The 22938-nt window shown below is 61.5% G+C and carries 26 protein-coding genes and 2 tRNA genes; 21 read left to right on the top strand and 7 right to left on the bottom strand.

From position 1 onward, the window contains the following. Positions 1–24: 24 nt before the first annotated feature. The 6 genes from hemA to I554_RS0116920 all read right to left on the bottom strand — a co-directional run bounded on the left by hemA (position 25) and on the right by I554_RS0116920 (position 7026). On the bottom strand, positions 25–1251 hold the full coding sequence (gene hemA / locus I554_RS0116950; RefSeq protein ID WP_024577251.1) for a 5-aminolevulinate synthase: 1227 nt from the start codon (positions 1249–1251) through the stop codon (positions 25–27). A 191-nt stretch (positions 1252–1442) separates the two neighbouring features. Beyond that, positions 1443–2507, bottom strand: coding sequence for an MBL fold metallo-hydrolase (locus tag I554_RS0116940; protein WP_024577252.1), 1065 nt, complete (start codon positions 2505–2507; stop codon positions 1443–1445). A 155-nt stretch (positions 2508–2662) separates the two neighbouring features. Then, positions 2663–3706, bottom strand: coding sequence for a biotin synthase BioB (gene bioB / locus I554_RS0116935; RefSeq protein ID WP_034461668.1), 1044 nt, complete (start codon positions 3704–3706; stop codon positions 2663–2665). Between the two features lie 370 nt (positions 3707–4076). Beyond that, positions 4077–6224, bottom strand: coding sequence for a HAMP domain-containing methyl-accepting chemotaxis protein (locus tag I554_RS0116930; protein ID WP_024577254.1), 2148 nt, complete (start codon positions 6222–6224; stop codon positions 4077–4079). 136 nt (positions 6225–6360) lie between these two features. Continuing rightward, positions 6361–6435, bottom strand: a tRNA-Thr gene (locus tag I554_RS0116925). A 141-nt stretch (positions 6436–6576) separates the two neighbouring features. After that, complete coding sequence (locus tag I554_RS0116920) at positions 6577–7026, bottom strand: hypothetical protein (protein ID WP_024577255.1); 450 nt, start codon at positions 7024–7026, stop codon at positions 6577–6579. Positions 7027–7121: 95 nt separating this feature from the next. Here I554_RS0116920 and I554_RS0116915 point away from each other — a divergent pair, with 95 nt between their 5' ends. The 20 genes from I554_RS0116915 to I554_RS26040 all read left to right on the top strand — a co-directional run bounded on the left by I554_RS0116915 (position 7122) and on the right by I554_RS26040 (position 21824). Next, on the top strand, positions 7122–7325 hold the full coding sequence (locus I554_RS0116915) for a hypothetical protein (protein ID WP_024577256.1): 204 nt from the start codon (positions 7122–7124) through the stop codon (positions 7323–7325). A gap of 118 nt (positions 7326–7443) precedes the next feature. Next, positions 7444–9156 carry an FAD-dependent oxidoreductase gene (locus I554_RS0116910; protein ID WP_024577257.1) on the top strand — a complete coding sequence of 571 codons (1713 nt, stop codon included), beginning with the start codon at positions 7444–7446 and terminating at the stop codon, positions 9154–9156. 40 nt (positions 9157–9196) lie between these two features. Next, the gene (locus I554_RS0116905) at positions 9197–9499 is read left to right on the top strand and encodes a UBP-type zinc finger domain-containing protein (RefSeq protein ID WP_024577258.1); all 303 of its coding nucleotides are present in this window, start codon (positions 9197–9199) and stop codon (positions 9497–9499) included. A gap of 81 nt (positions 9500–9580) precedes the next feature. Continuing rightward, a complete protein-coding gene (locus I554_RS0116900) occupies positions 9581–10510 on the top strand; it encodes an alpha/beta hydrolase (protein ID WP_024577259.1) in 930 nt (309 codons plus the stop codon). A gap of 110 nt (positions 10511–10620) precedes the next feature. Continuing rightward, entirely contained in the window at positions 10621–11106 is a 486-nt protein-coding gene (locus tag I554_RS0116895) for a hypothetical protein (RefSeq protein WP_024577260.1), read from the top strand. A gap of 25 nt (positions 11107–11131) precedes the next feature. Beyond that, positions 11132–11797 carry an NAD-dependent epimerase/dehydratase family protein gene (locus tag I554_RS0116890; protein ID WP_024577261.1) on the top strand — a complete coding sequence of 222 codons (666 nt, stop codon included), beginning with the start codon at positions 11132–11134 and terminating at the stop codon, positions 11795–11797. A gap of 174 nt (positions 11798–11971) precedes the next feature. Beyond that, complete coding sequence (murA, locus tag I554_RS0116885; RefSeq protein ID WP_024577262.1) at positions 11972–13261, top strand: UDP-N-acetylglucosamine 1-carboxyvinyltransferase; 1290 nt, start codon at positions 11972–11974, stop codon at positions 13259–13261. A gap of 75 nt (positions 13262–13336) precedes the next feature. Next, positions 13337–13804 carry a DUF2948 family protein gene (locus I554_RS0116880; RefSeq protein ID WP_024577263.1) on the top strand — a complete coding sequence of 156 codons (468 nt, stop codon included), beginning with the start codon at positions 13337–13339 and terminating at the stop codon, positions 13802–13804. Between the two features lie 141 nt (positions 13805–13945). After that, complete coding sequence (gene hisD, locus I554_RS0116875; protein ID WP_024577264.1) at positions 13946–15241, top strand: histidinol dehydrogenase; 1296 nt, start codon at positions 13946–13948, stop codon at positions 15239–15241. After that, a complete protein-coding gene (locus I554_RS0116870; RefSeq protein ID WP_024577265.1) occupies positions 15238–15744 on the top strand; it encodes a UPF0262 family protein in 507 nt (168 codons plus the stop codon). The genes hisD and I554_RS0116870 overlap by 4 nt, the downstream gene beginning before the upstream one ends. A gap of 44 nt (positions 15745–15788) precedes the next feature. Then, positions 15789–16241 carry an arsenate reductase ArsC gene (locus I554_RS0116865; RefSeq protein WP_024577266.1) on the top strand — a complete coding sequence of 151 codons (453 nt, stop codon included), beginning with the start codon at positions 15789–15791 and terminating at the stop codon, positions 16239–16241. A 111-nt stretch (positions 16242–16352) separates the two neighbouring features. Continuing rightward, positions 16353–16976, top strand: a complete 624-nt coding sequence (locus I554_RS0116860; protein WP_024577267.1) for a Maf-like protein — start codon at positions 16353–16355, stop codon at positions 16974–16976. Beyond that, a complete protein-coding gene (yacG, locus tag I554_RS0116855; protein WP_024577268.1) occupies positions 16966–17160 on the top strand; it encodes a DNA gyrase inhibitor YacG in 195 nt (64 codons plus the stop codon). Before I554_RS0116860 ends, yacG begins: the two co-directional genes overlap by 11 nt. 175 nt (positions 17161–17335) lie before the next feature. Next, positions 17336–17411, top strand: a tRNA-Phe gene (locus I554_RS0116850). Further along, entirely contained in the window at positions 17393–17932 is a 540-nt protein-coding gene (locus I554_RS0116845) for a DUF6538 domain-containing protein (RefSeq protein ID WP_343205866.1), read from the top strand. Before I554_RS0116850 ends, I554_RS0116845 begins: the two co-directional genes overlap by 19 nt. Before the next feature lie 299 nt (positions 17933–18231). Then, positions 18232–18693 carry a hypothetical protein gene (locus tag I554_RS0116840; RefSeq protein WP_024577270.1) on the top strand — a complete coding sequence of 154 codons (462 nt, stop codon included), beginning with the start codon at positions 18232–18234 and terminating at the stop codon, positions 18691–18693. Between the two features lie 188 nt (positions 18694–18881). Then, positions 18882–19541, top strand: coding sequence for a TetR/AcrR family transcriptional regulator (locus I554_RS0116835; RefSeq protein WP_024577271.1), 660 nt, complete (start codon positions 18882–18884; stop codon positions 19539–19541). 6 nt (positions 19542–19547) lie between these two features. Next, positions 19548–20519, top strand: a complete 972-nt coding sequence (locus I554_RS0116830) for an alpha/beta hydrolase (protein ID WP_024578261.1) — start codon at positions 19548–19550, stop codon at positions 20517–20519. A gap of 336 nt (positions 20520–20855) precedes the next feature. Further along, positions 20856–21599: an alcohol dehydrogenase catalytic domain-containing protein gene (locus I554_RS25675; protein WP_192819829.1), complete on the top strand. Its 744-nt coding sequence runs from the start codon at positions 20856–20858 to the stop codon at positions 21597–21599. Positions 21600–21629: 30 nt separating this feature from the next. After that, positions 21630–21824, top strand: a complete 195-nt coding sequence (locus tag I554_RS26040) for a hypothetical protein (protein ID WP_051358678.1) — start codon at positions 21630–21632, stop codon at positions 21822–21824. 343 nt (positions 21825–22167) lie between these two features. On the opposite strand, the gene I554_RS0116810 is transcribed toward I554_RS26040, so the two are convergent. Next, positions 22168–22584 (bottom strand): nuclear transport factor 2 family protein, encoded by a 417-nt coding sequence (locus I554_RS0116810; protein ID WP_024577273.1) that lies wholly within the window; start codon positions 22582–22584, stop codon positions 22168–22170. Between the two features lie 41 nt (positions 22585–22625). Between I554_RS0116810 and I554_RS26935 the strand changes: the two genes are divergently transcribed. Further along, entirely contained in the window at positions 22626–22859 is a 234-nt protein-coding gene (locus I554_RS26935; RefSeq protein ID WP_152527705.1) for a hypothetical protein, read from the top strand. Positions 22860–22938 lie beyond the last annotated feature (79 nt).

The following is a 22938-nucleotide window of genomic DNA, read 5'->3' as shown; positions in this document are numbered from 1 at the left end:
CCGGAACGATCGGTCAGCCGTCAGTTATTCAGCCGCCAGGGGCTTGGCGTGCAGCGGCAGATCGAGCTGCTCCCACACCTGGACCAGCGCCTCGGCAAGGGCATCGATCAGCGCATCCTCATGATACGGCGACGGCGTGATGCGCAGGCGCTCGGTGCCCTTGGGCACGGTCGGATAGTTGATCGGCTGAATATAGATGCCGTGCTGTTCGAGCAGAAGATCGCAAGCCTTCTTGCAGCGCTCGGGGTCGCCCACGAACAGCGGCACGATATGGGTGTCGCTCGACATTACCGGAAGACCGGCAGCGGTCAGAATGGCCTTGAGCCGCGCGGCGCGGTCCTGATGACGCTCGCGCTCCCAGCTCGATGATTTCAGATGCCTGATCGCAGCCGTCGCAGCGGCGCAGATCGCCGGCGGAAGTGCGGTGGTGAAAATAAAGCCCGGCGCATAGGACCGCACTGCATCCACGAGCTTTGCGCTGCCGGCGATGTAGCCGCCAAGGCAGCCGAACGCCTTGGCCAGCGTGCCCTCGAGAATGTCGATCCGGTGCATCACGCCATCGCGCTCGGCAATGCCGCCGCCGCGCGGGCCGTACATGCCGACCGCATGAACCTCGTCGACATAGGTCATCGCGCCATAGCGCTCGGCGAGATCGCAGATCTTCGCCAGCGGCGCCACGTCGCCGTCCATCGAATAAAGGCTTTCGCACACCACCAGCATCGGGCGGCCCGCATTGGCGCGCAGCAGCTCTTCGAGATGCGCCACGTCGTTGTGACGGAACACAAGGTACTGCGTACCGGACTGGCGGATGCCCTCGATCATCGAGTTGTGATTCAGCGCGTCCGAGAGGATCAGGCAGTTCGGGATCAGCTTCGCCAGCGTTGCGATGCCGGTCTGGTTCGAGACGTAGCCCGAAGTGAACACCAGCGCCGCTTCCTTGCCGTGCAGATCGGCAAGCTCCTGCTCAAGCTGGATCAGGGAATGGTTGTTGCCCGCGATGTTGCGGGTGCCGCCGGCGCCGGTCCCGGTGCGGGTGGCGGTCTCGACCATTGCGCCCACCACCTTGGGATGCTGGCCCATGCCGAGGTAGTCGTTCGAGCACCACATCACGATGTTGCGCTGGCCCTTGGGTGAGTGCCAGACCGCATGCGGATAACGGCCGGCGATCCGCTCCAGATCGGCGAATACGCGATACCGCCGCTCGTCATGGAGGCGGCCGAGGGCGTCATCGAAGAACTTGTTGTAATCCATCACAAAAACCCTGATGGGGACCCGGATTACGGCAGCCGGCCCAAGGATTTACCAAGCGGTCTTCTGTCGCGCGCAAGGCCTTTTTAGAGCTTTTCCAGCTTTAATGTCGAGGCTGTTTTCGCCGGTCATGTATGCGGCTGGCGAGGAGTTGATCGAGATCAATCCCGCCAATCAGCGTGCCGGTACCGAGATCAGGCTGCGGTGAAGCGCAGCACGCCATCCGTGCCGAGATTGGATTTCAGACGGCCATGGGCGAGCATGTGATTGACGTGCGCGATCAGTTCGCCGGCGGCAAAGCCAGTCTGGTGGGCGTCAAGCACATGCTTGTGGAACACCACCGGCACCAACTCCGCCGAAGTCTTCGGCGACGTGCGGCAGGCATCGGCGATCAACTGGCAGCGCTCTTCATGATGATCGGCCAGCTGCTTGATTCGGGTCTTCACCCCGTAGAACGGAACGCCGTGTCCCGGCAGCACCAGCACGTCGTCCGGCAGCAGGCCGGTGAGTTCGGCAAGTGACGTGAGGTATTCGCCGAGCGAGTTGGCCTCGGGTTCGACCGCCCACACGCTGACATTCGGCGAAATCTTGCTCAGCACCTGATCCGCCGACAGGAAAATGTTGTCGGCCTCGCAGTACATCATGACCTGATCGAGCGCGTGGCCACCGCCGGTGATGATGCGGAATGTGCGCGACCCGATGGTGATCTCGTTACCCTTCGACAGACGGTGAAAGGAAGCCGGAAGGATCGACACGCGCGCGAGATAATCCATACCCCGGCCGAGCAGCGCTTCGGTGATCTCCTCGTCCATGCCGTGGCGGCGGAAGAACAGACGCTGCGCCAGTTTGCGCTCGGGCGAGCCGCGGTGCTGGTGATACGCCGCCTGCAGATACTCCACCTGCGACATGTGAAGTTCGCAGTTGAAGCGCTCGACGACCCAGCCCGCCAGTCCGACGTGATCGGGATGCGCATGCGTCACGATCAGTTTCGTGATCTTGAAACCCTTCAGCGGCCCTTCGAACAGCGTCGTCCATGCGGCGATGGTGGCTTCGTTACCGATGCCGGTATCGATCATGGTCCAGCCGTCGCCGTCGGCGAGCAGATAGATGTTCACATGGTTGAGACGGAACGGCAGCGTGAGCCGCACCCACATCAGGCCGGGCGCGATCTCGATCGCTTCATCCGGCTTGGGCGGCGTCTCGATCGGATAGCGAAGGCCATCCGGGGCTGCGGTCATTGGGGCGGTTTTGGTGTGCATCGTCTCGCAATCGTGTTTTTCAGGGTCCGGCTTAACGCGGCAATCGGTGCCGCGCTAGTGTTCCGGCCCGCCAAAGCTCACGTTTTACGGGGCGCGCAGGCATGGTTGCCATGCAGGCAGCCATGCCTCGGTGTTCCTTGGCGTTTCAAACAGCGTCAGGACGCGGCAGCCCCGGACGCCGTGGCCGCTGCCGGCTTCGCGTCCACATGCGTATGGTTGTGCTGCTTGGAATCGTCGAGCTTTGATTTGATGCCGAGACGATCGAGCAGATCGGCGTCGCGCACGGTCTGCGGATTCTTGGTGGTCAGCAGCACGTCGCCGATGAAGATCGAGTTCGCGCCGGCCACGAAGCACAGCGCCTGCAATTCGTCGGTCATGTACTGGCGGCCGGCGGACAGGCGAACGACACTGCGCGGCATCATAATGCGCGCGACTGCGATCATACGCACCAGCGCGATCGGATCGGGGCGCTCGGCGGTGTCGTTGACCGGCACGCCCTTGACCTCGTTCCACATGTTGATCGGAACGCTCTCGGGATGTTCGGGAAGGTTTGCCAGCAGCGCCAGCATGCCGAGACGGTCATCGACCTGCTCGCCCATGCCGATGATTCCGCCGCAGCAGACCTTGAGGCCGGCTTCGCGCGCATGCGCCAGCGTGTCGATGCGGTCCTGCATCGTGCGCGTGGTGATGATCTTGCCGTAGAACTCCGGCGAGGTGTCGACGTTGTGATTGTAGAAGTCGAGGCCGGCGTCATGCAGACGCTTGGCCTGTGCATCGGTCAGCATGCCGAGCGTGACGCAGGTCTCCATCCCGAGCCCCTTCACGGCGCTCACCATGTCGCAAACCTTGTCGAGATCCTTGTCCTTCGGATTGCGCCATGCCGCCGCCATGCAGAAGCGTTCCGCACCGGCTTCCTTGGCGCGCTTGGCGGTGGCCACGACATCGTCGTGATCCATCAGCTTCGAGGCCTTGAGGCCGGTGTCGTATTTGGCGCTCTGCGAGCAGTAGCCGCAATCCTCCGGGCAGCCGCCGGTCTTGATGCTGAGCAGGCTCGCGGTCTCGACGTGATTGGGATCGAAGTTGCGGCGGTGAATGCTCTGCGCCTGGAAGATCAGATCCGCGAAGGGGAGATCATAGAGCGTCTGCGCTTCAGCACGGGTCCAGTCGTTGCGTGGCTCGATCAGCGCGTCCCTGCCCATCGACGTTCCGCCCTTCACATCCGAACCCGGCACCATGCTCATGCGCTAACCCCTTGCGTGTTTTAAGGCGTCGCCCTGAAGCGCCGCTGTCTTGGTTCGTCGGGCAGAAAGCGATGTCTCGACGGCACGCGCGATTTCCCCGGATCGAGACTAGCAAGGACCATGGAGGTCCAGAAGAGTCAATCAGGAGTGTAGTTCGGTGCGCGGACGTATGGCTAAAAGCAGTAGCAAATCATGCTGTTCCGCCAAGCGCAGGGTCTGCATTTTCGTTCTTGCGCGCGTCTTTAACGAATTGGGGCCCGAAGCAGAAAGCTCCGGGCCCCAAAACAGAATGCAGGCATGCCAGATGGCATAGCGTCTAGACGCAATATTACGCAGCCCGGATATTGAGCAGGAAGGCATCGACCTCTGCGCGAAGCGTGTCGGCTTCACGGCGAAGTTCGTTCGATGCGTTGAGCACTTCGCCGGCCGCGGTTCCTGCCTCGCTCGAGGCGCGGCTCACGCCGACGATGTTGCTCGACACTTCCGCAGTGCCGCTCGCGGCGTGCTGGATGTTGCGCGCGATCTCGCGGGTCGCTGCGCCCTGTTCCTCGACGGCGGCGGCGATGGCGGTGGTCACCTCGTTGATCTCGCCGATGGTCGAGCCGATGCTGCGGATGGCGCTGACCGCCGATGCCGTGACGTTCTGCATGCTGGCGATCTGGGTGCGAATCTCGTCGGTCGCCTTCGCCGTCTGTTCGGCGAGGCTTTTCACCTCCGACGCCACGACCGCGAAACCGCGCCCGGCTTCGCCGGCACGCGCGGCCTCGATGGTGGCGTTGAGTGCGAGCAGGTTGGTCTGCGACGCGATCTCCTGAATCAGGTCGACGACGCTGCTGATGCGGTTGGCGTTGTCGGCGAGACCCTGCATGGTCGTGTCGGTCTTGCCCGCCTCGGTCACCGCGTTGGCCGCGATCTTGGTCGAACTCGTGACCTGGCGGCTGATCTCCTGGATCGACGACGACAATTCCTCGGTCCCGGCCGAAACCGTCTGCACGTTGACCGAGGTTTCCTCGGCGGCCGAGGCGACGGTGTTCACCAGTGCACTGGAATGCTCGGCGGATGTCGACATGCTCTCCGCCGTCGCCTGCATGACATTGGCGGAGGTCATCAGGCTGTCGAGCGCGGCGCGCACCTTGTCCTCGAAGCTGACGATCTGCTTTTCGATGCGCGACGCCCGTTCCGCCTTGGCGAGACGGTCCTGGTCCTGCTCGCTGCTGAGCGTGCGCGAACGGATCATGCTGTCGCGGAACACCTCCAGCGAATCGGCCATCACAGCGATCTCGTCCTGCTGACGGCCGCGCTTCACCTCGGCGTCGAGGTCGCCCTCGGACAGGCGCCGCATCACGTCCTGCAGGTTGCCGATACGGCCAAGGATGTTGCGGCCGACATAGAGCCAGACGAACAGGGCCGATCCGATCAGCGTCAGCGCGCCGAGCGCGAGCATCACCAATGTTGCCACCTTGATCTTGCTGCCTGCCATGGTGGTGGCGTCGGTGGTGTGGGCCTGCACGTCCTCGACGAGCTTTTTGACGCTCATCTCAAGGCCGCGATTGAGCTTGCGCGTTTCATCAACAATCAGCTGGCCGTATTCGTTCGCGTCCATTTCCTTCTGGCGAACCTTGAAGGTGCCGGTCTTGCCGTCCGCCAGCGCAACGACCTTGAGCAGCGGCTCGCGGATGGTCTCACCGGCATCGCCCTTCTTCATGCTGTCGAGTTTGTAGAGTGCATTTTTCTTTTTGGAGTCAAACGACTCCTGAAGCGCGGACAAGGTATCGGTGCTTTGTGCGGCCAGCGCTGCGGTCATGTCGGACGCCATCAGGTTGCCGTCGGTAATGACATTGCCGAGTACGTCGACAGCCCGCGCTGCATCCAATGCGTCGTTTTGCGAGAAATTGGCGGACCCGAGAATGGCGTTCATCTGGGTCTGGGCGTCGAGCATGGCCAGCGACGCGGCAGAGAGAAAATCGCTATGTGCCTTGCGCAGCGCAGTGGCCTGCGCTTCGCGCATGGCCGCGACCTCGAGCCGTTCCTTTGCGGCGGCGCCAATGCTGCCGACCATGTCTCCGATGCTTTTGCTGATTTCGTTCATCGAGTCCATGACAGTCTTGTCGGCCCCGAGCTTCGCAATCTCCGCAAGTTTCTCCACAACGATCCGCTGCGTACCCTGCATTTCAGCGGTGCGTTCCTTCAGTGTTGCGTCGCTGTCGGACGCCAGCAGGGCCTGGCCCTGATTGGAGAGGCTGGCGCTTTGCGCCGAGAGCTGGAGGCTTGCGGCGAGCCGCGGAATATCGTTGCCGCTGAGGGCATTCATGATGCCGCCGAGCTGGCTGAGCAGGATGCTTGCGCTGGTGCTGATGACAATCGCCATCCCGGCGATGACTGCAAAAGCCAGGAAGAGGCTTCCCCGGACGCCGAGCTTCATGCTCGGCAGCTTGAAACGAAACAGATTTTTCGCGACCTTAAACCGCAAAGCCATAACCCGAATCCCCCGATTCCCCGTAAAATCACGCGCGGGCGGAGTATCCGGATGCCTGGTTAAAAATTTCAGGAACCAGGGGTCATTTCTGTCAAAAATTTCGCGCAGGGCTGCAATGCGAGGCTTTTGAGAGGGCTGGTGCTGCCAGACAGGATTGAACTGTCGACCTCTCCATTACCAATGGAGTGCTCTACCACTGAGCTACGGCAGCGAACGCCAGACAAGAAAGAGCCAGAACCGTACCAGGTACGTGAATCAGCTAAAAAGCCCCTAAAGGCGCGCGTTCCTTTGCCATAAGGCAACTGGCGGTGCAAGCACCGAGAGGCCCGTTCTTGCCCCCAAGCGGCGGAACTCAGGCTGAAGCAGCCTTGGCGGATTTATATTTCGCCAGCTCCGGGCCGATCCGGGCGCTCATCCGGGTACTTAAGGCCTCCAAAGCCTTGAAGGGCCGGATCATCACCTCGAATTCGATGATTTTTCCGGCGGAATCGAATTTCACCAGATCGACCCCTTTGAGTTGCAGCTCGCCGATATTGGCGCTGAATTCCAGGGTCACATCGTGGGTCCCGGACACGAAGGTGCGGTGATAGCGGAAATTCTCGAAGATCTGCACGACCGCGCCGAGGATCAGCACGCTGGCGGGGCGTCCCGGGATCGGCAGATGGACGAACGGCGAACGGAACACGGTGGTTTCCGCAAGAAGCGGCCGTAGCACGTCCTCGCTCCTGGTTTCGACGAAGCGATGCCAGCCCCTGAGTGTCTCCTGCACGGAGGGCGCAAGTCCCGGTGCGTCAGCCGTCATTGCATTCTCCCCGCCACATTGCTTGCCGTATCCGATATAAAATAATTCGTCACACCGGCAATGGCCGGTCAAGGAAACGCGCGAGCAGGCCTGTTATGACGGACGACGTCGCAAATGAGCGCAACGCCAAATCGGCTCGCCACGAGCGGCTGAAATCAGCGCTGCGCGACAATTTGAAACGGCGGAAGTCGCAGGCGCGCGGCCGCGCCGGCATGGCGATCGTGACGCCGGATGACGACGCGGAGGCACGGGATGATGCATCGGGCAGGGCCGCTCACCGGCGCGAGGATGACACCTGAATCGCCGTCTTGAACCATCGGTTGATTGTTTGGCTGGGAGACACAATCTAGCCTGATGGAAACGGTCTCCAACGAGGGAGATCGGCGATCCTCGGTGCGAATGTAAGGGATACACGTGATGGCGACGGACCAGGCAACAGCAATTGGGACGGGCGCCCCGCAGTCGGACGCTGCGCGAGCGGCATTTCCCCGGTTCGAGCAGACATTCCCGAAACTGACGGATGCTGAAATCGACCGCATGCGCCGGTTTGGCGAGGTCCGCCGCCACAAGGATGGCGAGAAGCTGTTCGAGTCCGGCAAGGTCGGCCCCGGCATGTTCGTCATTCTGTCGGGCCATGTCGCCATTACCCAGCGCGATGGCATGGGCCATGTCACGCCGGTGATCGAGCAGGGGCCGGGCCAGTTTTTGGCCGAGGTCGGGCAATTGTCCGGCCGTCATGCGCTGGTGGACGGCACCGCTGAGGGCGACGTCGAAACGCTGCTGATTCCATCCCAGAGTTTGCGCGCGCTGCTTGTGGCCGAAGCCGATCTCGGCGAGCGCATCATGCGCGCGCTGATCCTGCGGCGTGTCGCGCTGATCCAGGCGGGTGTCGGCGGTCCGGTGCTGATCGGGTCGCCGTCGCTGGGCGACGTTGTGCGGCTGCAAGGCTTTCTGTCCCGCAACGGCGTTCCCCATCACGTGCTCGATCCTGCTGACGACAAGGATGCGGCGGATCTGATTGCGCGCTATTCGCCGTCGCCCGCCGATTTGCCGCTGGTGGTCGCTCCGGACGGCACGGTGCTGCGCAATCCCAGCGAAACCGATCTCGCCTATGCAATGGGAATGATCGGCGGTCCGATCAAGGACAAGCTTTATGATGTCGCCGTCGTTGGCGGCGGCCCCGCCGGACTTGCGACAGCGGTCTACGCGGCGTCAGAAGGATTGTCGGTGGCGGTGCTCGATGCCCGGCATTTCGGCGGACAGGCCGGTGCCAGCGCCCGCATCGAGAACTATCTCGGTTTCCCGACAGGCATCTCCGGTCAGGCGCTTGCAGGACGCGCCTACAATCAGGCGCAGAAGTTTGGTGCCGATCTGATGATTCCGGTCGAGGCCAAATCGCTCGACTGCTCGAAAAGCGGCGGCGCATTCGGATTGACAACCGAATGCGGTCATTTCCTGAAGGCAAAATCCATCGTCGTCGCCAGCGGAGCACGCTACCGGCGTCCCGCCATCGAGAATCTCGACAAGTTCGAGGGGCGCGGCGTTTGGTACTGGGCGTCGCCGATCGAAGGAAAGCTCTGTGCGCAGCAGGAAATCATTCTGGTCGGCGGCGGCAATTCCGCAGGGCAAGCCGCGGTGTTTCTGTCAGGTCACGCCAGCAAGGTGCGGATGATGATCCGCAGCGGCGGTCTCGCCGACAGCATGTCGCGCTACCTGATCGACCGCATCATGGCGACGCCGAACATCGAACTGATGATCCACACCGAGATCGTCAGGCTGGAAGGAGCCGAAGGCGGGCTCGAGCGCGTCCACTGGCGCAATCGCCGGACAGGCATCGAGACGGCGGGCGACATCCGCAATGTATTTTTGTTTGTCGGCGCCGATCCTGCGACCGCATGGCTGAAAGGCTGCGGCGTCGAGCTTGATCGGACCGGTTTTGTGGTGACCGGTTCGCAGTGCGAGGAAGGCAAGCCGGTCTCGGGGCTGGAAACCTCGGTGCCGGGCGTCTTCGCCGTCGGCGACGTGCGCTCCGGCTCGGTCAAGCGGATGGGCGGGGCGATCGGCGAAGGCGCGCAGGTCGTGGCCGCGCTGCATGGTTTTCTTGGCGACAAACTCGCGCAGCCCCATTAGCCTGTGACAGCCGGACAATTCTCTGACCAAGAGACCATCCATGCCCTGCAAGCACATCGCGGAGATCAAGGATGTCACGCCGAGCGCGCTGGGCTGCGAGGAATGCCTGAAGACCGGTAGCGTCTGGCTGCACTTACGAATTTGCCGGACCTGCGGCCATGTCGGCTGCTGCGACGATTCGCCGAACCGGCACGCCACCAAACATTTCCGCGCCACTCAGCATCCTGTCATCGAAGGGTATGATCCGCCGGAAGGATGGGGCTGGTGTTACGTCGACGAAATCATGTTCGACCTGTCGAAACGCAAGACCCCGCATAACGGTCCGATCCCGCGTTATGATTGAACTGCGTCTGCCGGTTATCTGAGCTTCCAAGCGCCCCTGCATTGTCAGAATCGTGCCGATCCTCAAAAGGAGTTTTTTAGCATGCTGTATTTCCGGCGAGCCATTCGCGGCGCGGCCTGCGCCGCGGCAATGGCGGCATCCATCTTTCTCGTGTCAGTCGCCTCCGCGTCCGCGCAGTCGGCACCGCAAAGCCGGACCGCCGATGTCAACGGCGTCAAACTGAATTATCTGATTGCTGGCAAGGGCGACCCCGTCGTGCTGCTGCATGGCTATGCCGAGACCAGCCACATGTGGCGGCCGCTGTTTCCCGGACTCGTCAACAAGCACACCGTGATTGCGCCCGATCTGCGCGGGTTCGGCAAATCCGATGCGCCCGAGGACGGCTATACCAAGAAGCAAATGGCGCAGGACATCCACGCACTGGTGAAGAGCCTCGGATTTACCAAGGTCAAGATCGTCGGCCACGACATCGGACTGATGGTCGCCTATGCTTATGCGGCGCAGTATCCGGCCGAGGTCGATCGTATCGTGCTGATGGATGCCTTCCTGCCCGGCGTCGGCGACTGGAAGAGCGTCTGGCTGCTGCGCGATCTCTGGCACTTCCATTTCTACGGCAAAACGCCGCTGGCGCTGGTTCAGGGCCGCGAGCGCATTTATCTCGAGCACTTCTGGAATGATTTTGCCGCCGATCCGGCCAGGTCCATTTCACAGAAGGACCGGAAAATCTATGCCAAGGCCTATGCGCAGCGGGGCCACATGAAGGCGGGAATGGAGGTCTTCCGCGCCTTCGAGAAAGACGCCGACGACTTTTCGGATTTTGCAAAGACCAAGCTGCCGATGCCGATGCTCGTTCTCTCCGGCGAGAAGGCGGGAGGTGTCTTCCTGATCGAACAGGGCAAGCTGGTCGCGACCAGTGTCGAGGGGGTGATCGTCAAGGGCTCGGGGCACTGGCTGATGGAGGAAGCGCCCGGACAGGTGATTCCGAAGCTGGTGGATTTTCTCAATCGTTGATCGCGCGACTCACAAAAAATTTGCGGGAGCTGAGCGCGCGGAAACGGAACTTCTGTTGCGCTGCCATGCGTATGATGTAGCCTTGGATTCATTCTAAACAGGGGCGCATCATGATTTTAGGCATGTCGTTAGCGGGTTTCACGGTCCTTCATCTCATCATCAGCATGATCGCCATCGGTCTGGGCTTCGTGGTGGCGGGCGGGATGCTCGCGTCGAACAGGCTGCCGGGCTGGACGCTGTGGTTTCTCGTGCTGACCATCCTCACCAGCGCGACCGGCTTTCTGTTTCCCTTCACCAAGCTGCTGCCGTCACACATCGTCGCGCTGATCTCGCTGGCGCTGCTGGCGATCGCGGTTTACGCGCTCTATGGCAAAGGCCTCGCCGGCATCTGGCGCACGGTCTATGTGGTCACCGCGCTGCTCGCGCTCTGGTTCAATGTGTTCGTTCTGATCGCTCAGTCGTTCCAGAAGGTCGCATTGCTGAATGTCTACGCGCCCACCAGCGCCGAGCCGCCGTTTGCGATCACCCAGGGCATCGTGCTGGTGTTTTTCATCGGCTTGATCGTCCTCGGCATCAGGCGATTCAAGACAGCCTGAGACCAACTGGAGAGCGGGAGCGTCGATGAAAGTCATTGTCTTCGGCGCGACCGGCATGGTGGGGCAGGGCGTTCTGCGTGAATGCCTGCGCGATGGCGATGTGACGGAGGTTCTGACCGTCGGCCGCAGTGCCACCGGTCAGCCGCATCCGAAGCTGCGCGAACTCGTGCATAAGGACTTTCTCGACTTCTCGACTATCGAGAAGGACATCACAGGCTATGACGCCTGCTTCTTCTGTCTCGGTGTGTCCTCGATCGGAATGGACGCGGAGCGCTACCGCCATCTGACTTACGACATCACGCTGGCGGCGGCGCGGCCGCTGGCGCGGCTCAACCCCGGCATGACCTTCGTGTATGTCACCGGCGCAAGTACCGACAGCACCGAGCAGGGCCGTGTGATGTGGGCGCGAATCAAAGGCAAGACCGAGAACGATCTGCTCAAGCTGCCGTTCAAGGCCGCTTACATGTTCCGTCCCGGTGCGATCCAGCCGCTGCGCGGGGTGCGGTCGAAAACCGCCTGGGTCCAGGCGATCTATGTCATGACCGGGCCTTTGCTGAGTTTCCTGCATCAGGTCGCGCCGAACTTTGTCACCACCACCGAGGAGGTCGGCCGCGCCATGCTGAGCGTGGCCAAGCGCGGCTATCCCAGGCCGATCCTTGAAATGGAAGACATCCATAAGGCCGGGGCCTGAACGCCGGGGCCGGACGGCTGGAAAGTCCGCAGTCACACGCCCAGCCGACACAATTCGAGCGATTTTTCGGGTATTAAGCTGGAGTGCCGGGGCTTTGGGGCATCCGGCGCGCGGTTTCCTCCCCCTCTGAAACGCGCTAAAAGCCACTTTAATCCGCAACAGGGCAGGTTTGGCATGGATCGCATTCGCATTGTCGGCGGCAACAAGCTCAACGGCACCATTCCGATTTCCGGCGCGAAGAACGCGGCCCTGCCGCTGATGATCGCAAGCCTGCTGACCGACGAGACCCTGATTCTCGACAACGTGCCGCGTCTGGCGGACGTCGCGCAGCTGCAGCGTATTCTCGGCAATCATGGCCTCGATATCATGGCGGCGGGCAAGCGCCCGGGCGACCACGAGTATCAGGGCCAGACCCTGCATATTTCCGCCGCCAATATCATCGACACCACCGCGCCCTATGAACTGGTCTCGAAGATGCGCGCCAGCTTCTGGGTGATCGCGCCGCTGCTCGCGCGGATGAAGGAAGCCAAGGTGTCGCTGCCCGGCGGCTGCGCCATCGGCACCCGTCCGGTGGATCTGCTGATCATGGCGCTGGAAAAGCTCGGCGCGGAATTGCAGATCGACGGCGGCTATGTGATCGCGAAAGCGCCCGGCGGGCTTGTCGGCGCGGAGATCGATTTCCCCAAGGTCACCGTCAGCGGCACCCATGTGGCGCTGATGGCCGCGACGCTGGCCAAAGGCACGACGGTTATCACCAATGCCGCATGCGAGCCGGAAATCGTCGATGTCGCCGACTGCCTCAACAAGATGGGCGCGAAGGTGTCCGGCGCCGGCACGCCGCGCATTGTGATCGAGGGCGTCAAGAAGCTGCACGGCGCACGCCACACCGTGCTGCCGGACCGGATCGAGACCGGCACCTATGCCATGGCCGTTGCCATGACCGGCGGCGATGTGCAACTCGCGGGTGCGCGGCCTGAACTGCTGCAATCGGCGCTCGACGTGCTGACCGAGGCCGGCGCCACCATCACGCCGAACAATGAAGGCATCCGCGTTGCGCGCAACGGCGCAGGTATCAGCCCGGTCAAGGTTACGACCGCGCCGTTCCCCGGCTTTCCGACCGACCTTCAGGCGCAACTGATGGCGCTGATGGCCTGCGCCAAGGGCTCGTCGCACATCACTGAAACAATTTTTGAAAACCGGTTCATGCACGTTCAGGAACTGGCGCGGTTCGGTGCGCGTATTTCCCTTGATGGCGAGACCGCGATCATCGACGGCATCTCCAAACTTAAAGGAGCTCCGGTGATGGCGACGGATTTGCGTGCCTCGGTGTCGCTGGTGATTGCGGCGCTGGCGGCGGAGGGCGAAACCACCGTCAATCGCGTGTATCATCTCGACCGCGGCTTCGAGCGTCTCGAGGAAAAGCTCTCGGCCTGCGGCGCGACCATCGAACGTATCAGCGGGTAACCCAGGGCATGATCCCGAAAAGTGGAAGCCGGTTTTCGGAAAAGATCATACCCAATTGAAATAACGGCGGGGGCCATGTCTCAGAACAAAGCGGCTCAGCAAAATTCATCCCGGCGCAAAATGGCCGCGCTGGATGAAGACGATCTCGCGGTGATTTCCGCCCACATCCAGGATGCGGCGGTGGTCGCGGGCGACATTCTCTGGCGGCAAAGCGAGAAGCGTCTGGTCGTCGCCATGCGGCGGATGGATTGCGAGGACATCCTCGCGGGCGATTGCGTTCCGCGCCGCCTGATCTCGGCGCTGCGCTTCGACCGCGTATTGTCGTGCCAGTCGCGCGAGATCGACATGACCGCCCCGGAGCTCCCGCTGACCCTGCTCGGGCTGGAATTCCATCCCGGCAAGAAACCCGGCGGCCAGGTGCTGCTGCTGTTCGCCAGCGGCGGGGTGCTGCGGCTCGAGGTTGAGTGCCTCGAGTGCGAACTGGCCGATCTCGGTCCGGACAATCTGGACGCTGATCCGGCGGACCATGCCGCAGTCACCTAATCTGCCTGCGGACACAGACATTTAGCAACCAATCCGCGCGGTCCCCGCTCGCGGTTTCATCCTGAGAATGTTATGGGTTGACGGTGATCTGGCATCGCGCCACTGACCACGCCTTCAATTGATCCCCTGCCGGACCCTGCAATGCCGATCCGTCTCACCAGTCACAGCGCAGATTTCACCGAGCGCTTCAACGCCTTTCTCGACATGAAGCGGGAGGTTTCCGCCGATATCGACGCGTCCGCGCGCGCCATCGTCGACGATGTGGCGAAGCATGGCGATGCGGCGCTGATCGCGGCGACGAAGAAGTTTGACCGGCTCGATGTGGCGGCAGGCGGATTGCGGATCACGCTTGCAGAACTCGAAGGTGCGGTGAAGGCTTGCGATACCGCGACGCTCGATGCCCTGAAGTTCGCGCGTGACCGCATCGAGGTTTTTCACAAGCGGCAGTTGCCGAAGGACGAGCGTTTCACGGACGCCGCGGGTGTTGAACTCGGCTGGCGCTGGAGCGCCATTGAGGCGGTCGGCCTGTATGTGCCGGGCGGCACCGCGGCCTATCCGTCGTCCGTGCTGATGAACGCGGTGCCGGCGAAGGTCGCCGGGGTGGGGCGCGTGGTGATGGTGGTGCCGTCTCCGGACGGCAAGCTCAATCCGCTGGTGCTGGCGGCAGCGCAGCTCGGCGGCGTGTCGGAAATCTACCGCGTCGGCGGCGCGCAGGCCGTTGCGGCGCTGGCCTATGGCACGGCGACTATCAAGCCGGTGGCGAAGATCGTCGGTCCCGGCAATGCTTACGTGGCTGCCGCCAAGCGTCTGGTGTTCGGCAAGGTCGGTATCGACATGATCGCCGGACCGTCCGAAGTGTTGGTGATCGCCGACCGCACCGCGAATCCCGACTGGATCGCGGCCGATCTTCTGGCGCAAGCCGAGCACGACGCCAACGCGCAGTCGATCCTGATCACCGATGACGAGACGCTGGCGAATGATGTCGCGCGTGCCGTCGAAGCACAGTTGACCACGCTGCCGCGCGCTGACATCGCGCGCGCGTCGTGGAACGATTTCGGTGCGATCATTCTGGTCAAGACTCTTGATGAGTCAGTCGCGCTTGCCGATGCCATTGCCGCCGAGCATCTGGAAATCATTACGGCCGATCCCGAGGCCTTGAGCGCGCGCATCCGCAACGCCGGCGCGATTTTTCTCGGCGGCCATACCCCGGAAGCAATCGGCGATTATGTCGGCGGCTCGAATCACGTCCTGCCGACGGCACGCTCGGCGCGTTTTTCCTCGGGTCTCGGCGTGCTCGATTTCATGAAGCGGACCTCGATCCTCAAGTGCGGACCGGATCAGCTTCGTGCGCTGGGCCCGGCGGCGATGACTCTCGGCAAGGCCGAAGGGCTGGATGCCCATGCGCGCTCGGTCGGATTGCGGCTCAATCTCTCATGACAAAGCCGCCGCCAAACGAGGACCCGAACAACCGCGTTGTCGCGGTGACGCTCGATGAGGAATCGATCGGGCGCTCGGGGCCGGACATCGAGCACGAGCGCGCGATCGCGATCTACGATCTCGTCGAGCAGAATCTGTTTGCGCCGGAAGGCGGCCATACCGGACCGTTCACCCTGCACATCGGCATCACCGGCAATCGGCTGATGTTCGACATCAAGCGCGCGGACGGGACGCCCTGCGTGGTGCATCTGTTGTCGCTGACGCCGTTCCGCCGGATCGTGAAGGACTACTTCATGATCTGCGACAGCTACTATCAGGCGATCCGCACCGCGACGCCCGACAAGATCGAAGCCATCGACATGGGCCGCAAGGGTGTCCATGACGAAGGCTCGCGGACCTTGATGGAGCGCCTTGAAGGCAAGGTGCGTGTCGATTTCGAGACCTCGCGCCGGCTGTTCACGCTGATCTCGGTGCTGCACTGGAAGGGCGAGGGCAGCACATGATCCCGAAACGTGCCCTGTGCAAAATCAGCGGGCGAGCCTGACGCATGGCGCGTTCTCCGCAGGCTGTCTTGTTCATGTGCGGGCAGAACAGCGTTCGTTCTCCGACGGCGGCCTGTCTGCTGCGCCATCTCGTTCCGCGCGGGCTGTATGTGCAATCGGCCGGCGTCAGTAAGGCCGATCTCGATCCGTTCGCGGTGGCGGTGATGAAGGAGATCGGTCTCGATATTTCCAATCACAAGCCGTGGACGGTCGCCGATCTGGAAGACTGGGAAGGCCTGAACTTCGATCTGATCGTCACGCTGTCGCCGGAGGCGCATCACAAGGCGCTTGAGTTGACCGCGACCTCGGCAACCGAAGTCGAATACTGGCCGACGCCTGATCCGGTGGGTGTCGAAGGCCGCCGCGAATTGCAGCTCGACGCTTACCGTCATGTCCGGGACAGCCTGCAGCGGCGTATTCGTGAACGGTTCGCGCCGGCGGCTATCAGGAACGAGTAGGAAAAATCGTTATAAATCGAGCCCGGACGCGCTGCCGCGCTGTTGTCGGGACCACGCCCTTCGGATAGTTTCCGCGCCCATTGACCCCTGACCGAAATCGACAAGTCTCGCATGTTAGGCCGTCCCAAATTTGTCCTTGCCTCCGGTTCGCCGCGGCGACTCAGCCTGCTGAATCAGGCCGGTATCGAGCCTGACGCGTTGCGTCCCGCCGATGTCGACGAGACGCCCAAGCGCGGCGAGCTGCCGCGCGCCTGCGCCAACCGTCTGGCGCGCGCCAAGGCCGACGCGGCACTCAAGTCCGTGCAGCTCGATGATGATCTCCGCGGATCCTACATTCTCGCCGCCGACACCGTGGTCGCGGTCGGTCGCCGCATCCTGCCGAAGGCGGAACTGGTGGATGAGGCCTCGCAATGCCTGCGGCTGCTGTCGGGCCGCAATCATCGTGTCTACACCGCGATCTGCCTCGTGACGCCGAAGGAAACATTCCGTCAGCGGCTGGTGGAAACGCGGGTGCGGTTCAAGCGGCTGAGCGAGGACGATATCCAGGCGTATATCGGCTCCGGCGAATGGCGCGGCAAGGCCGGCGGCTACGCAGTGCAGGGCATCGCGGGCTCGTTCGTAGTGAAGATGGTCGGCTCCTATTCCAACGTGGTCGGACTGCCGCTGTATGAATCGACCGCGCTGCTCGGCGGTGAAGGTTTTCCGGTCCGCTTCGGCTGGCTGAATGCCAGCTGAGGGCGTGAAATCCACGCCCCGCGCGAAGCCATGCCCGATCTGCGGCAAGCCACCGGTCGAGGCGTCCAGGCCGTTCTGTTCGGAACGCTGCCGCGATGTCGACCTGAATCGCTGGCTGTCGGGGTCCTACGCCATCCCCGCGCGCGAGAGCGACAACGAGGACGACCCGGACGAGCCGAAATAGCCCATTCGGGCGTTTCCCGGCTCCCCCGAAGCCCTTGAATCCGGGAGGATTTTAAGACGCCGCCGCTTGACACAGCGGTCCCCGCAAAATTCGCCCGATGGCTGGACAGCGCCGCCGCGTCTCACTATAAACCGGCGCTCTCCCTCCAAGCTGTTTTGGCAGCGTTCGGGGCGGCGCCCAGGTAGCTCAGTTGGTAGAGCATGCGACTGAAAATCGCAGTGTCGGTGGTTCGATCCCGCCCCTGGGCACCATCGCTTTCCTAAGCGGTTGTTTCCACAAAACTAATGCAAAATCAGATGCTTACTGCTACCGGCTTGGTACAAAAGGCTGGTACAAATGCCCTTGGCTATGTCACGTCCGTGGAAGCATCCTGATAGCGGTCTATTGGTTTCGCAGAGCTGTGCCTGCGGATCTCCGCGAGCTTTTTGGCAAGCGGGAAGAGAAACAAAGTCTCAAGACCAAAGATGCCGCGCTGACGAAACAGCGCCACGCTCAATTGCTCTCCGAGGTCGAAGCGCGGTGTGCGAATCTACGCCAAGGCCCTCGTTCATTAAGCGAAGCTGAAGCTCACGCGATCGCCGCGGCGTGGCAAGACCGTTGGATTGAGCTGCACCGAGATAATCCCGCCGAGCAAACCTGGCCGACCAGCTTAGGGGAGGCGATGTGGAAAGGGGAGGTGGTCCACGGCAACACCTGCATGACTGAGCAAGTCAGATCGCACCTTCAGGAACGTCAGACGAAAATCGAATGCGGAGAACTGGTGCCGCGCTAAGGCGCTCGAAGGCGACGCGCAGGCCGAACCGTCGATAAATGCGTTGGTGCGTTCGAACATTAAACTCATATGTCGTTGTGCCGGAATGCTTGGCCGCAGCATGTTGCAAGAGAAGACGGGCCCTGAAGGCCCTCCTCACGGCGAGCTTTGGGGGAAGCCTGGCGGCTTAAGCAGACTCAATCATTCTCATTTGAAGGAGAGATAATTTCGTTCGCGCTGAGAGTGCGCAGGTCATATCGAAGGCGTCAGACGTTTCAAACGACGCTGGATTCGCGTCTCGCCCTCCCTCGGCAATGCCAATGGAAGAAAATACGATGACGGAGCGGCGCACGACAAGAACTGACGAAGTGCTCAAATTTCGCATGGTTACCCACGTGACATCGGCACAATCGTTGGATGTCGGCGATGTGGATGGTCATACGGCATCGCTGACCCGCTTCTCCGGACTGGCGTTTCTCGCCGACGGCACGATTGCAACCGTCCATTTCGCGAGTCTGGCCGACTACACAAATGGCGCTGGCACCTTCACTCTTTTCCCAATTCTTGCTTTCGAAGACGGATCGGCGCTTTGGCTTAAATCGACCGGCACGGGAATGGTTGACGGGGCAAAAACGCGGTTTGTCGGAACTCTCACCGTTCTCGGCGGTAAGGGGCGCTTCGATGGTGCGGAAGGAGATGGCACGCTGACTGGCACCCGGTACACACCGCTGTCCGTCGGTGCCGACCTCGTAAGCGAATACACGGTCAACTTGAAGGGATGAAATTCTGCCCACGAACCCGAGGCGAGAAATGCGGTCGGGTTGGTGCGTCTAGATGCTCTTGCTGGCTGGGAGAACGCGCTGGGTTATTTCATGAGAGCGCTTCGATGTGGGCGATGCCGCCAAGTACGAGCAATGGATGACCCGATGGGGTGCCGGCCTCAATGCCAGTTACGTCTGAGCTTGCGCGCATGACGACGACGAAATCGCGAGTTCGACGGAGCAAGGACGAATCGAGGCAGTTGATTCTCGATGCGGCCGAAGCCCTGCTGCGGCAGTCCGGGTCGGACGCCGTCAACGTGCGCGCCGTGGCGGCGAAGGTGGGGCTGACGGACGCGGCGGTTAACCACCATTTCGGCACGCGGCAGAAACTTCTCGAAGCACTGCTGCGCCATGGCGGGCGGCGACTGAAAGACGAGCTGAACGCTGGACTGGTGCGATGGCAGAAGACGGATCACTCCGTCGAGCGGCTGGTCGATATCATCGCCGATCTCTATGCGGACGGCGACTATGCAGCGCTTGCGCTGAGGCTGCATCTGTCCGGCTGGCGAGACCGCGGGGTGGGGCTGCTGAGCCCGGTCGTCGAAGCGCTTCACGATATGCGCCTGAAGGCGTTCGCTGCGGCCGGAAAATCCGGTCCGCCGATTTCCGAAACCCGGTTCATCGTCGGCCTGATGCACCAGGCAATCGCGCTCGATCCTCTGTTCGGGTCCGAGTTTCGGCGGAGCGCCGGCATGGCGCGATCTGAGGAGCCATTCCGGGATCAGAAGAAGAAACTCTGGGGCTCGATCTTGCGAGTACTTTTGTCAGTCGAGTCTCGGGATCACCGGGGACTTCTGGTCAGGAGCTGAAGGGACGTGAAACAGATTGGGTGGGCGTTAGACCGGATGTTGCCGAGTACGGGAGACGATCCCTGGCGCCCCGATGAACTGCGAGCGATCATTCACCGCCTCGGCATCGCCGGCGATGTTTCCGCGCCACGCACGCTTTGGCTCGACGTTGCCGAACACGTATGTCTGCGTGCCCTCGATTGGGGTGGCACCGGGGCACCGGTGCTGCTGTTGCACGGCGGAGCACTCACGGCCCAAACCTGGGACTATGTTTGCGCAGGCCTGCGCTCCGAATTTCGATTGATAGCGCTGGATATGCGGGGCCATGGCGAGAGTTCCCGATCCGACGATTACAGCATAGGGCGACTGGCAGCGGACGCGGCGGAAGCGGCCTCCGAGCTCGGCATTGAGCGGTTGCATCTCGTAGGCATGTCGCTGGGCGGCGTAGTGGCCGCCGAGCTAGCTCTCACCACACCGAGTCTGGTGAAGAGTCTCACGATGGTGGACGTAGCGCCCGGTGTCGAATTCGAGGGGACCGCGCGAATGCGAAGATTCATCAACGGAATGATCTCTGCACCATCTATTGAAGCGGTAATCGACGCCGCGTTGCGAACAAGCCCGGGAAGTGATCGGGATCGGGTCGCCTACCGGATGAGAGCCCTTCTGCGGGAGAGATGTGACGGTGCGTGGGAGTGGCGCCGCGACTCCCGGCGCATGGTCGACTACTCGCATATTCTTGCGCATATCGAGGGATTGGCTGGCCGCGTCGGCGCGTTTAGTGCGCCTTTTCTGATGGTCCGCGGCGGTCGCAGCAGGTCCATGCCGGCGTCGGCGGCCGCTGAATTCGCCAGCCGGTTCCACGACGGACGCTTCGTCGAGATTTCCGACGCGGGACACAACGTCCAGGAGGACAATCCCGCTGCTTTGATCAGGGAGTCACGCAGCTTCTGGAATGAGCGGCAGCTTTCAGATCAAGAACATACGGCAACGGGAAGGTAAGATGGTCATGCGGGTGCTGAATCAGATCAAGGCATTCGAGGAGACGATGGTCGCTTGGCGGTTGAGGATTTCACGCGCTTGATCGGACTTCGCGCCGATATGGATGCGCTCCCGATCGAAGAGATCAATCGATTCAGCCATCGCTCGACCCGTGATCCAGGAATGACGTAGTCCATCGATCGATGAAATGAATTGGGATCATCTGGCTTACAGTTTTATTTGTTTGTCCTGCCGCCGCCCGTCGAATTATTTGATCATGAACGAGAGGGTCCTATGCGACAACTAATGATGCGGAGCGATCGGCGGCTGGAGTGGCGTGAGACGCCTGCACCGAAATTGCTGCACGCCAACGACGCGCTGGTCCGTCCTGTTGCCCTTTCGATCTGCGATGCGGACACCGCCTACCTCAGGGGCGGGCTTCCAGCGCGTGATGAATTTTGCTTTGGCCACGAATTTGTGGCCGATGTGATCGAAATCGGCGACGGTGTGACCGCGTTCGTCCCCGGCGATCGCGTCGTGGTGTCGTTTCTGGTCGCATGCGGCAAATGCAATCGTTGCAAGCGTGGCTTTCCAGCCGCCTGCACCACGGTGCCGCGAAATTCCGCCTACGGATTCGGAATCTTCGGCAATTGGGGTGGTGCCGCCAGCGACGTCGTGCGCGTGCCTTACGCCGATACCATGATGGCCAAGTTGCCTGAGGGCGTGTCGGCCGTCGATGCGGCCAGCGTCGGCGACAATCTTTCTGATGCCTTCCGATGTGTCGCCGAGGGACTGCTCGAAGAACCCGGAGCACCGGTGCTTGTGGTCGGCGGCGGTGGTGCCCCATCGATCAGTCTGTATGCCGCGGCACTCGCACGCGCACTTGGTGCTGAACAGGTGGATTTCATTGACAACGATCCCGCCCGCCTGGCCATCGCCGAATCTGTGGGAGCCAATGCGATCGAGATGCGTAAAGCGCCATCCCGCCATGGAAGTTATCCGGTGACAGTTGACGCCAGCGGCGTCCCGTCCGGTGAATGGCTTTCGGCCACGCTGCGGTCCACCGCACCCTATGGTCGATGCACCAGTTGCGGCGTCTAACACGGCTCGGCTTCGCTACCTGTCGGTGCGATGTACGCTCAGGGCGTGCGCTTTACGATCGGGTGGGCGAACATTCAGGCGCTGATGCCCAAGGTGCTCGATCTGCTGGCTCAACGAAAAGTACCTGTGCAGCGTATCCACACGGTGGCGCGATGGGACGAGGCGATCGACGCGCTCGCGAATCCGCCGACCAAGCTGATCCTCATGCGAGAAGCCGTCGCGTAGCGTCAGCCAAGCCCAGAGTGAGGCCGATAACCGCGCCGGAGATCCGGGGCCGTAAAGCGGCGGACGGCAAGATCGTGATACTCACACCCCATCTACACGGCCCGCGTCGTCGACGATTTTTGTGACGTCATCCTGATCGGAATTCCTTGGGGGCGCGGATGGCCGATACCATCGAATTTCTGGCGGAACGGGGCATCCCGATCATAGTGTATACTGGGCTGGCGTCACAAACTCTCCACGGCTGCTTCTTGATCGCGTGCTGAACACTTCCGTTAGCAGTCGCTACTAGCAGGCAATCGCCTACAGGCAGCTCGATAAATCTGCCTGTAGTTGGTCTCTAATCTTAGATTTCACCGTCATTCGATTCGACGTGAAAGCCTTTCGATGTAATCAGCCAAGTGCCATCGATTAAATGCCACGTCAGATAGTCCACGAATACCATCGTGTTGACCCTCACGCGAACCTTTGTGAAAGCCTGTGTTTGGGAGGAAAAATCGATTAACAGTACTTCATCAGCGCGGGGTGAGTTCGCAGATTTAGGCGACTGGCGCTTATCCAGGATATCCCGGTAGACCGGTGCAGGCCAAGCAACCATCTTTCCTTCACGGAATCCGTGCAGTTGGACGGTTGGCGCGAAAACCTGATTAAAGCGAGACGTATCGCAGTCGTACATCAGATCAAAATACTTCTGAACAGCATCAAGCAGGTCGTTGGCGTAAGCACGATCAATAAGCCCGTGCGCGGTTACAGTAGTAGACATGCACACTCCTTGTGGACGAAGAAACTCGACGTGGATTGTCCATGATAGTTATCATGCCATCCAAGGCGGACTCATCAAAAGATTTGAAGTCTATCAATAGCGAAACCGGATTGAATAGTGACGTGTTCTTAAATTCAGATGGCCAGCTTGGCCTGGGTTATGTCGTCGCCTTCTGCGCTGTTTCTTCAGATGGGCGCGCACAGCAATCAAAAGGGCCCAAGATTACGGCTGTGCCGTCGGCGCCTGAACGGACCTCTGCAAGTTTCGGTGATTAGATCCTGCGTTGTGAAGTGATGGGAAATCAAGCGCGACGGGTTTGTGAAGTAGCGCAAATATGAGTACAGAGGGCCAAAA

It is taken from the genome of Afipia sp. OHSU_II-C1 (genome assembly GCF_000497575.1).
Classification (GTDB): domain Bacteria; phylum Pseudomonadota; class Alphaproteobacteria; order Rhizobiales; family Xanthobacteraceae; genus Afipia.
This window is presented reverse-complemented; position numbering and strand designations above follow the sequence as displayed.

Excerpts from the sequence above, each read along its gene's own strand:
- I554_RS0116810 (WP_024577273.1), bottom strand. The coding sequence starts at position 22,584 with ATGTCTACTACTGTAACCGCGCACGGGCTTATTGATCGTGCTTACGCC.
- I554_RS0116940 (WP_024577252.1), bottom strand. The coding sequence starts at position 2,507 with ATGCACACCAAAACCGCCCCAATGACCGCAGCCCCGGATGGCCTTCGC.
- I554_RS0116840 (WP_024577270.1), top strand. The coding sequence starts at position 18,232 with ATGGAAGAAAATACGATGACGGAGCGGCGCACGACAAGAACTGACGAA.
- I554_RS0116880 (WP_024577263.1), top strand. The coding sequence starts at position 13,337 with ATGTCTCAGAACAAAGCGGCTCAGCAAAATTCATCCCGGCGCAAAATG.
- I554_RS0116905 (WP_024577258.1), top strand. The coding sequence starts at position 9,197 with ATGCCCTGCAAGCACATCGCGGAGATCAAGGATGTCACGCCGAGCGCG.
- I554_RS0116895 (WP_024577260.1), top strand. The coding sequence starts at position 10,621 with ATGATTTTAGGCATGTCGTTAGCGGGTTTCACGGTCCTTCATCTCATC.
- yacG (WP_024577268.1), top strand. The coding sequence starts at position 16,966 with ATGCCAGCTGAGGGCGTGAAATCCACGCCCCGCGCGAAGCCATGCCCG.
- I554_RS0116900 (WP_024577259.1), top strand. The coding sequence starts at position 9,581 with ATGCTGTATTTCCGGCGAGCCATTCGCGGCGCGGCCTGCGCCGCGGCA.
- I554_RS0116930 (WP_024577254.1), bottom strand. The coding sequence starts at position 6,224 with ATGGCTTTGCGGTTTAAGGTCGCGAAAAATCTGTTTCGTTTCAAGCTG.
- hemA (WP_024577251.1), bottom strand. The coding sequence starts at position 1,251 with ATGGATTACAACAAGTTCTTCGATGACGCCCTCGGCCGCCTCCATGAC.
- I554_RS0116910 (WP_024577257.1), top strand. The coding sequence starts at position 7,444 with ATGGCGACGGACCAGGCAACAGCAATTGGGACGGGCGCCCCGCAGTCG.
- I554_RS0116920 (WP_024577255.1), bottom strand. The coding sequence starts at position 7,026 with ATGACGGCTGACGCACCGGGACTTGCGCCCTCCGTGCAGGAGACACTC.
- I554_RS26040 (WP_051358678.1), top strand. The coding sequence starts at position 21,630 with ATGTACGCTCAGGGCGTGCGCTTTACGATCGGGTGGGCGAACATTCAG.
- I554_RS0116915 (WP_024577256.1), top strand. The coding sequence starts at position 7,122 with ATGACGGACGACGTCGCAAATGAGCGCAACGCCAAATCGGCTCGCCAC.
- I554_RS0116865 (WP_024577266.1), top strand. The coding sequence starts at position 15,789 with ATGGCGCGTTCTCCGCAGGCTGTCTTGTTCATGTGCGGGCAGAACAGC.
- I554_RS0116835 (WP_024577271.1), top strand. The coding sequence starts at position 18,882 with ATGACGACGACGAAATCGCGAGTTCGACGGAGCAAGGACGAATCGAGG.
- bioB (WP_034461668.1), bottom strand. The coding sequence starts at position 3,706 with ATGGGCAGGGACGCGCTGATCGAGCCACGCAACGACTGGACCCGTGCT.
- hisD (WP_024577264.1), top strand. The coding sequence starts at position 13,946 with ATGCCGATCCGTCTCACCAGTCACAGCGCAGATTTCACCGAGCGCTTC.
- murA (WP_024577262.1), top strand. The coding sequence starts at position 11,972 with ATGGATCGCATTCGCATTGTCGGCGGCAACAAGCTCAACGGCACCATT.
- I554_RS0116890 (WP_024577261.1), top strand. The coding sequence starts at position 11,132 with ATGAAAGTCATTGTCTTCGGCGCGACCGGCATGGTGGGGCAGGGCGTT.
- I554_RS0116860 (WP_024577267.1), top strand. The coding sequence starts at position 16,353 with ATGTTAGGCCGTCCCAAATTTGTCCTTGCCTCCGGTTCGCCGCGGCGA.
- I554_RS0116870 (WP_024577265.1), top strand. The coding sequence starts at position 15,238 with ATGACAAAGCCGCCGCCAAACGAGGACCCGAACAACCGCGTTGTCGCG.
- I554_RS26935 (WP_152527705.1), top strand. The coding sequence starts at position 22,626 with ATGATAGTTATCATGCCATCCAAGGCGGACTCATCAAAAGATTTGAAG.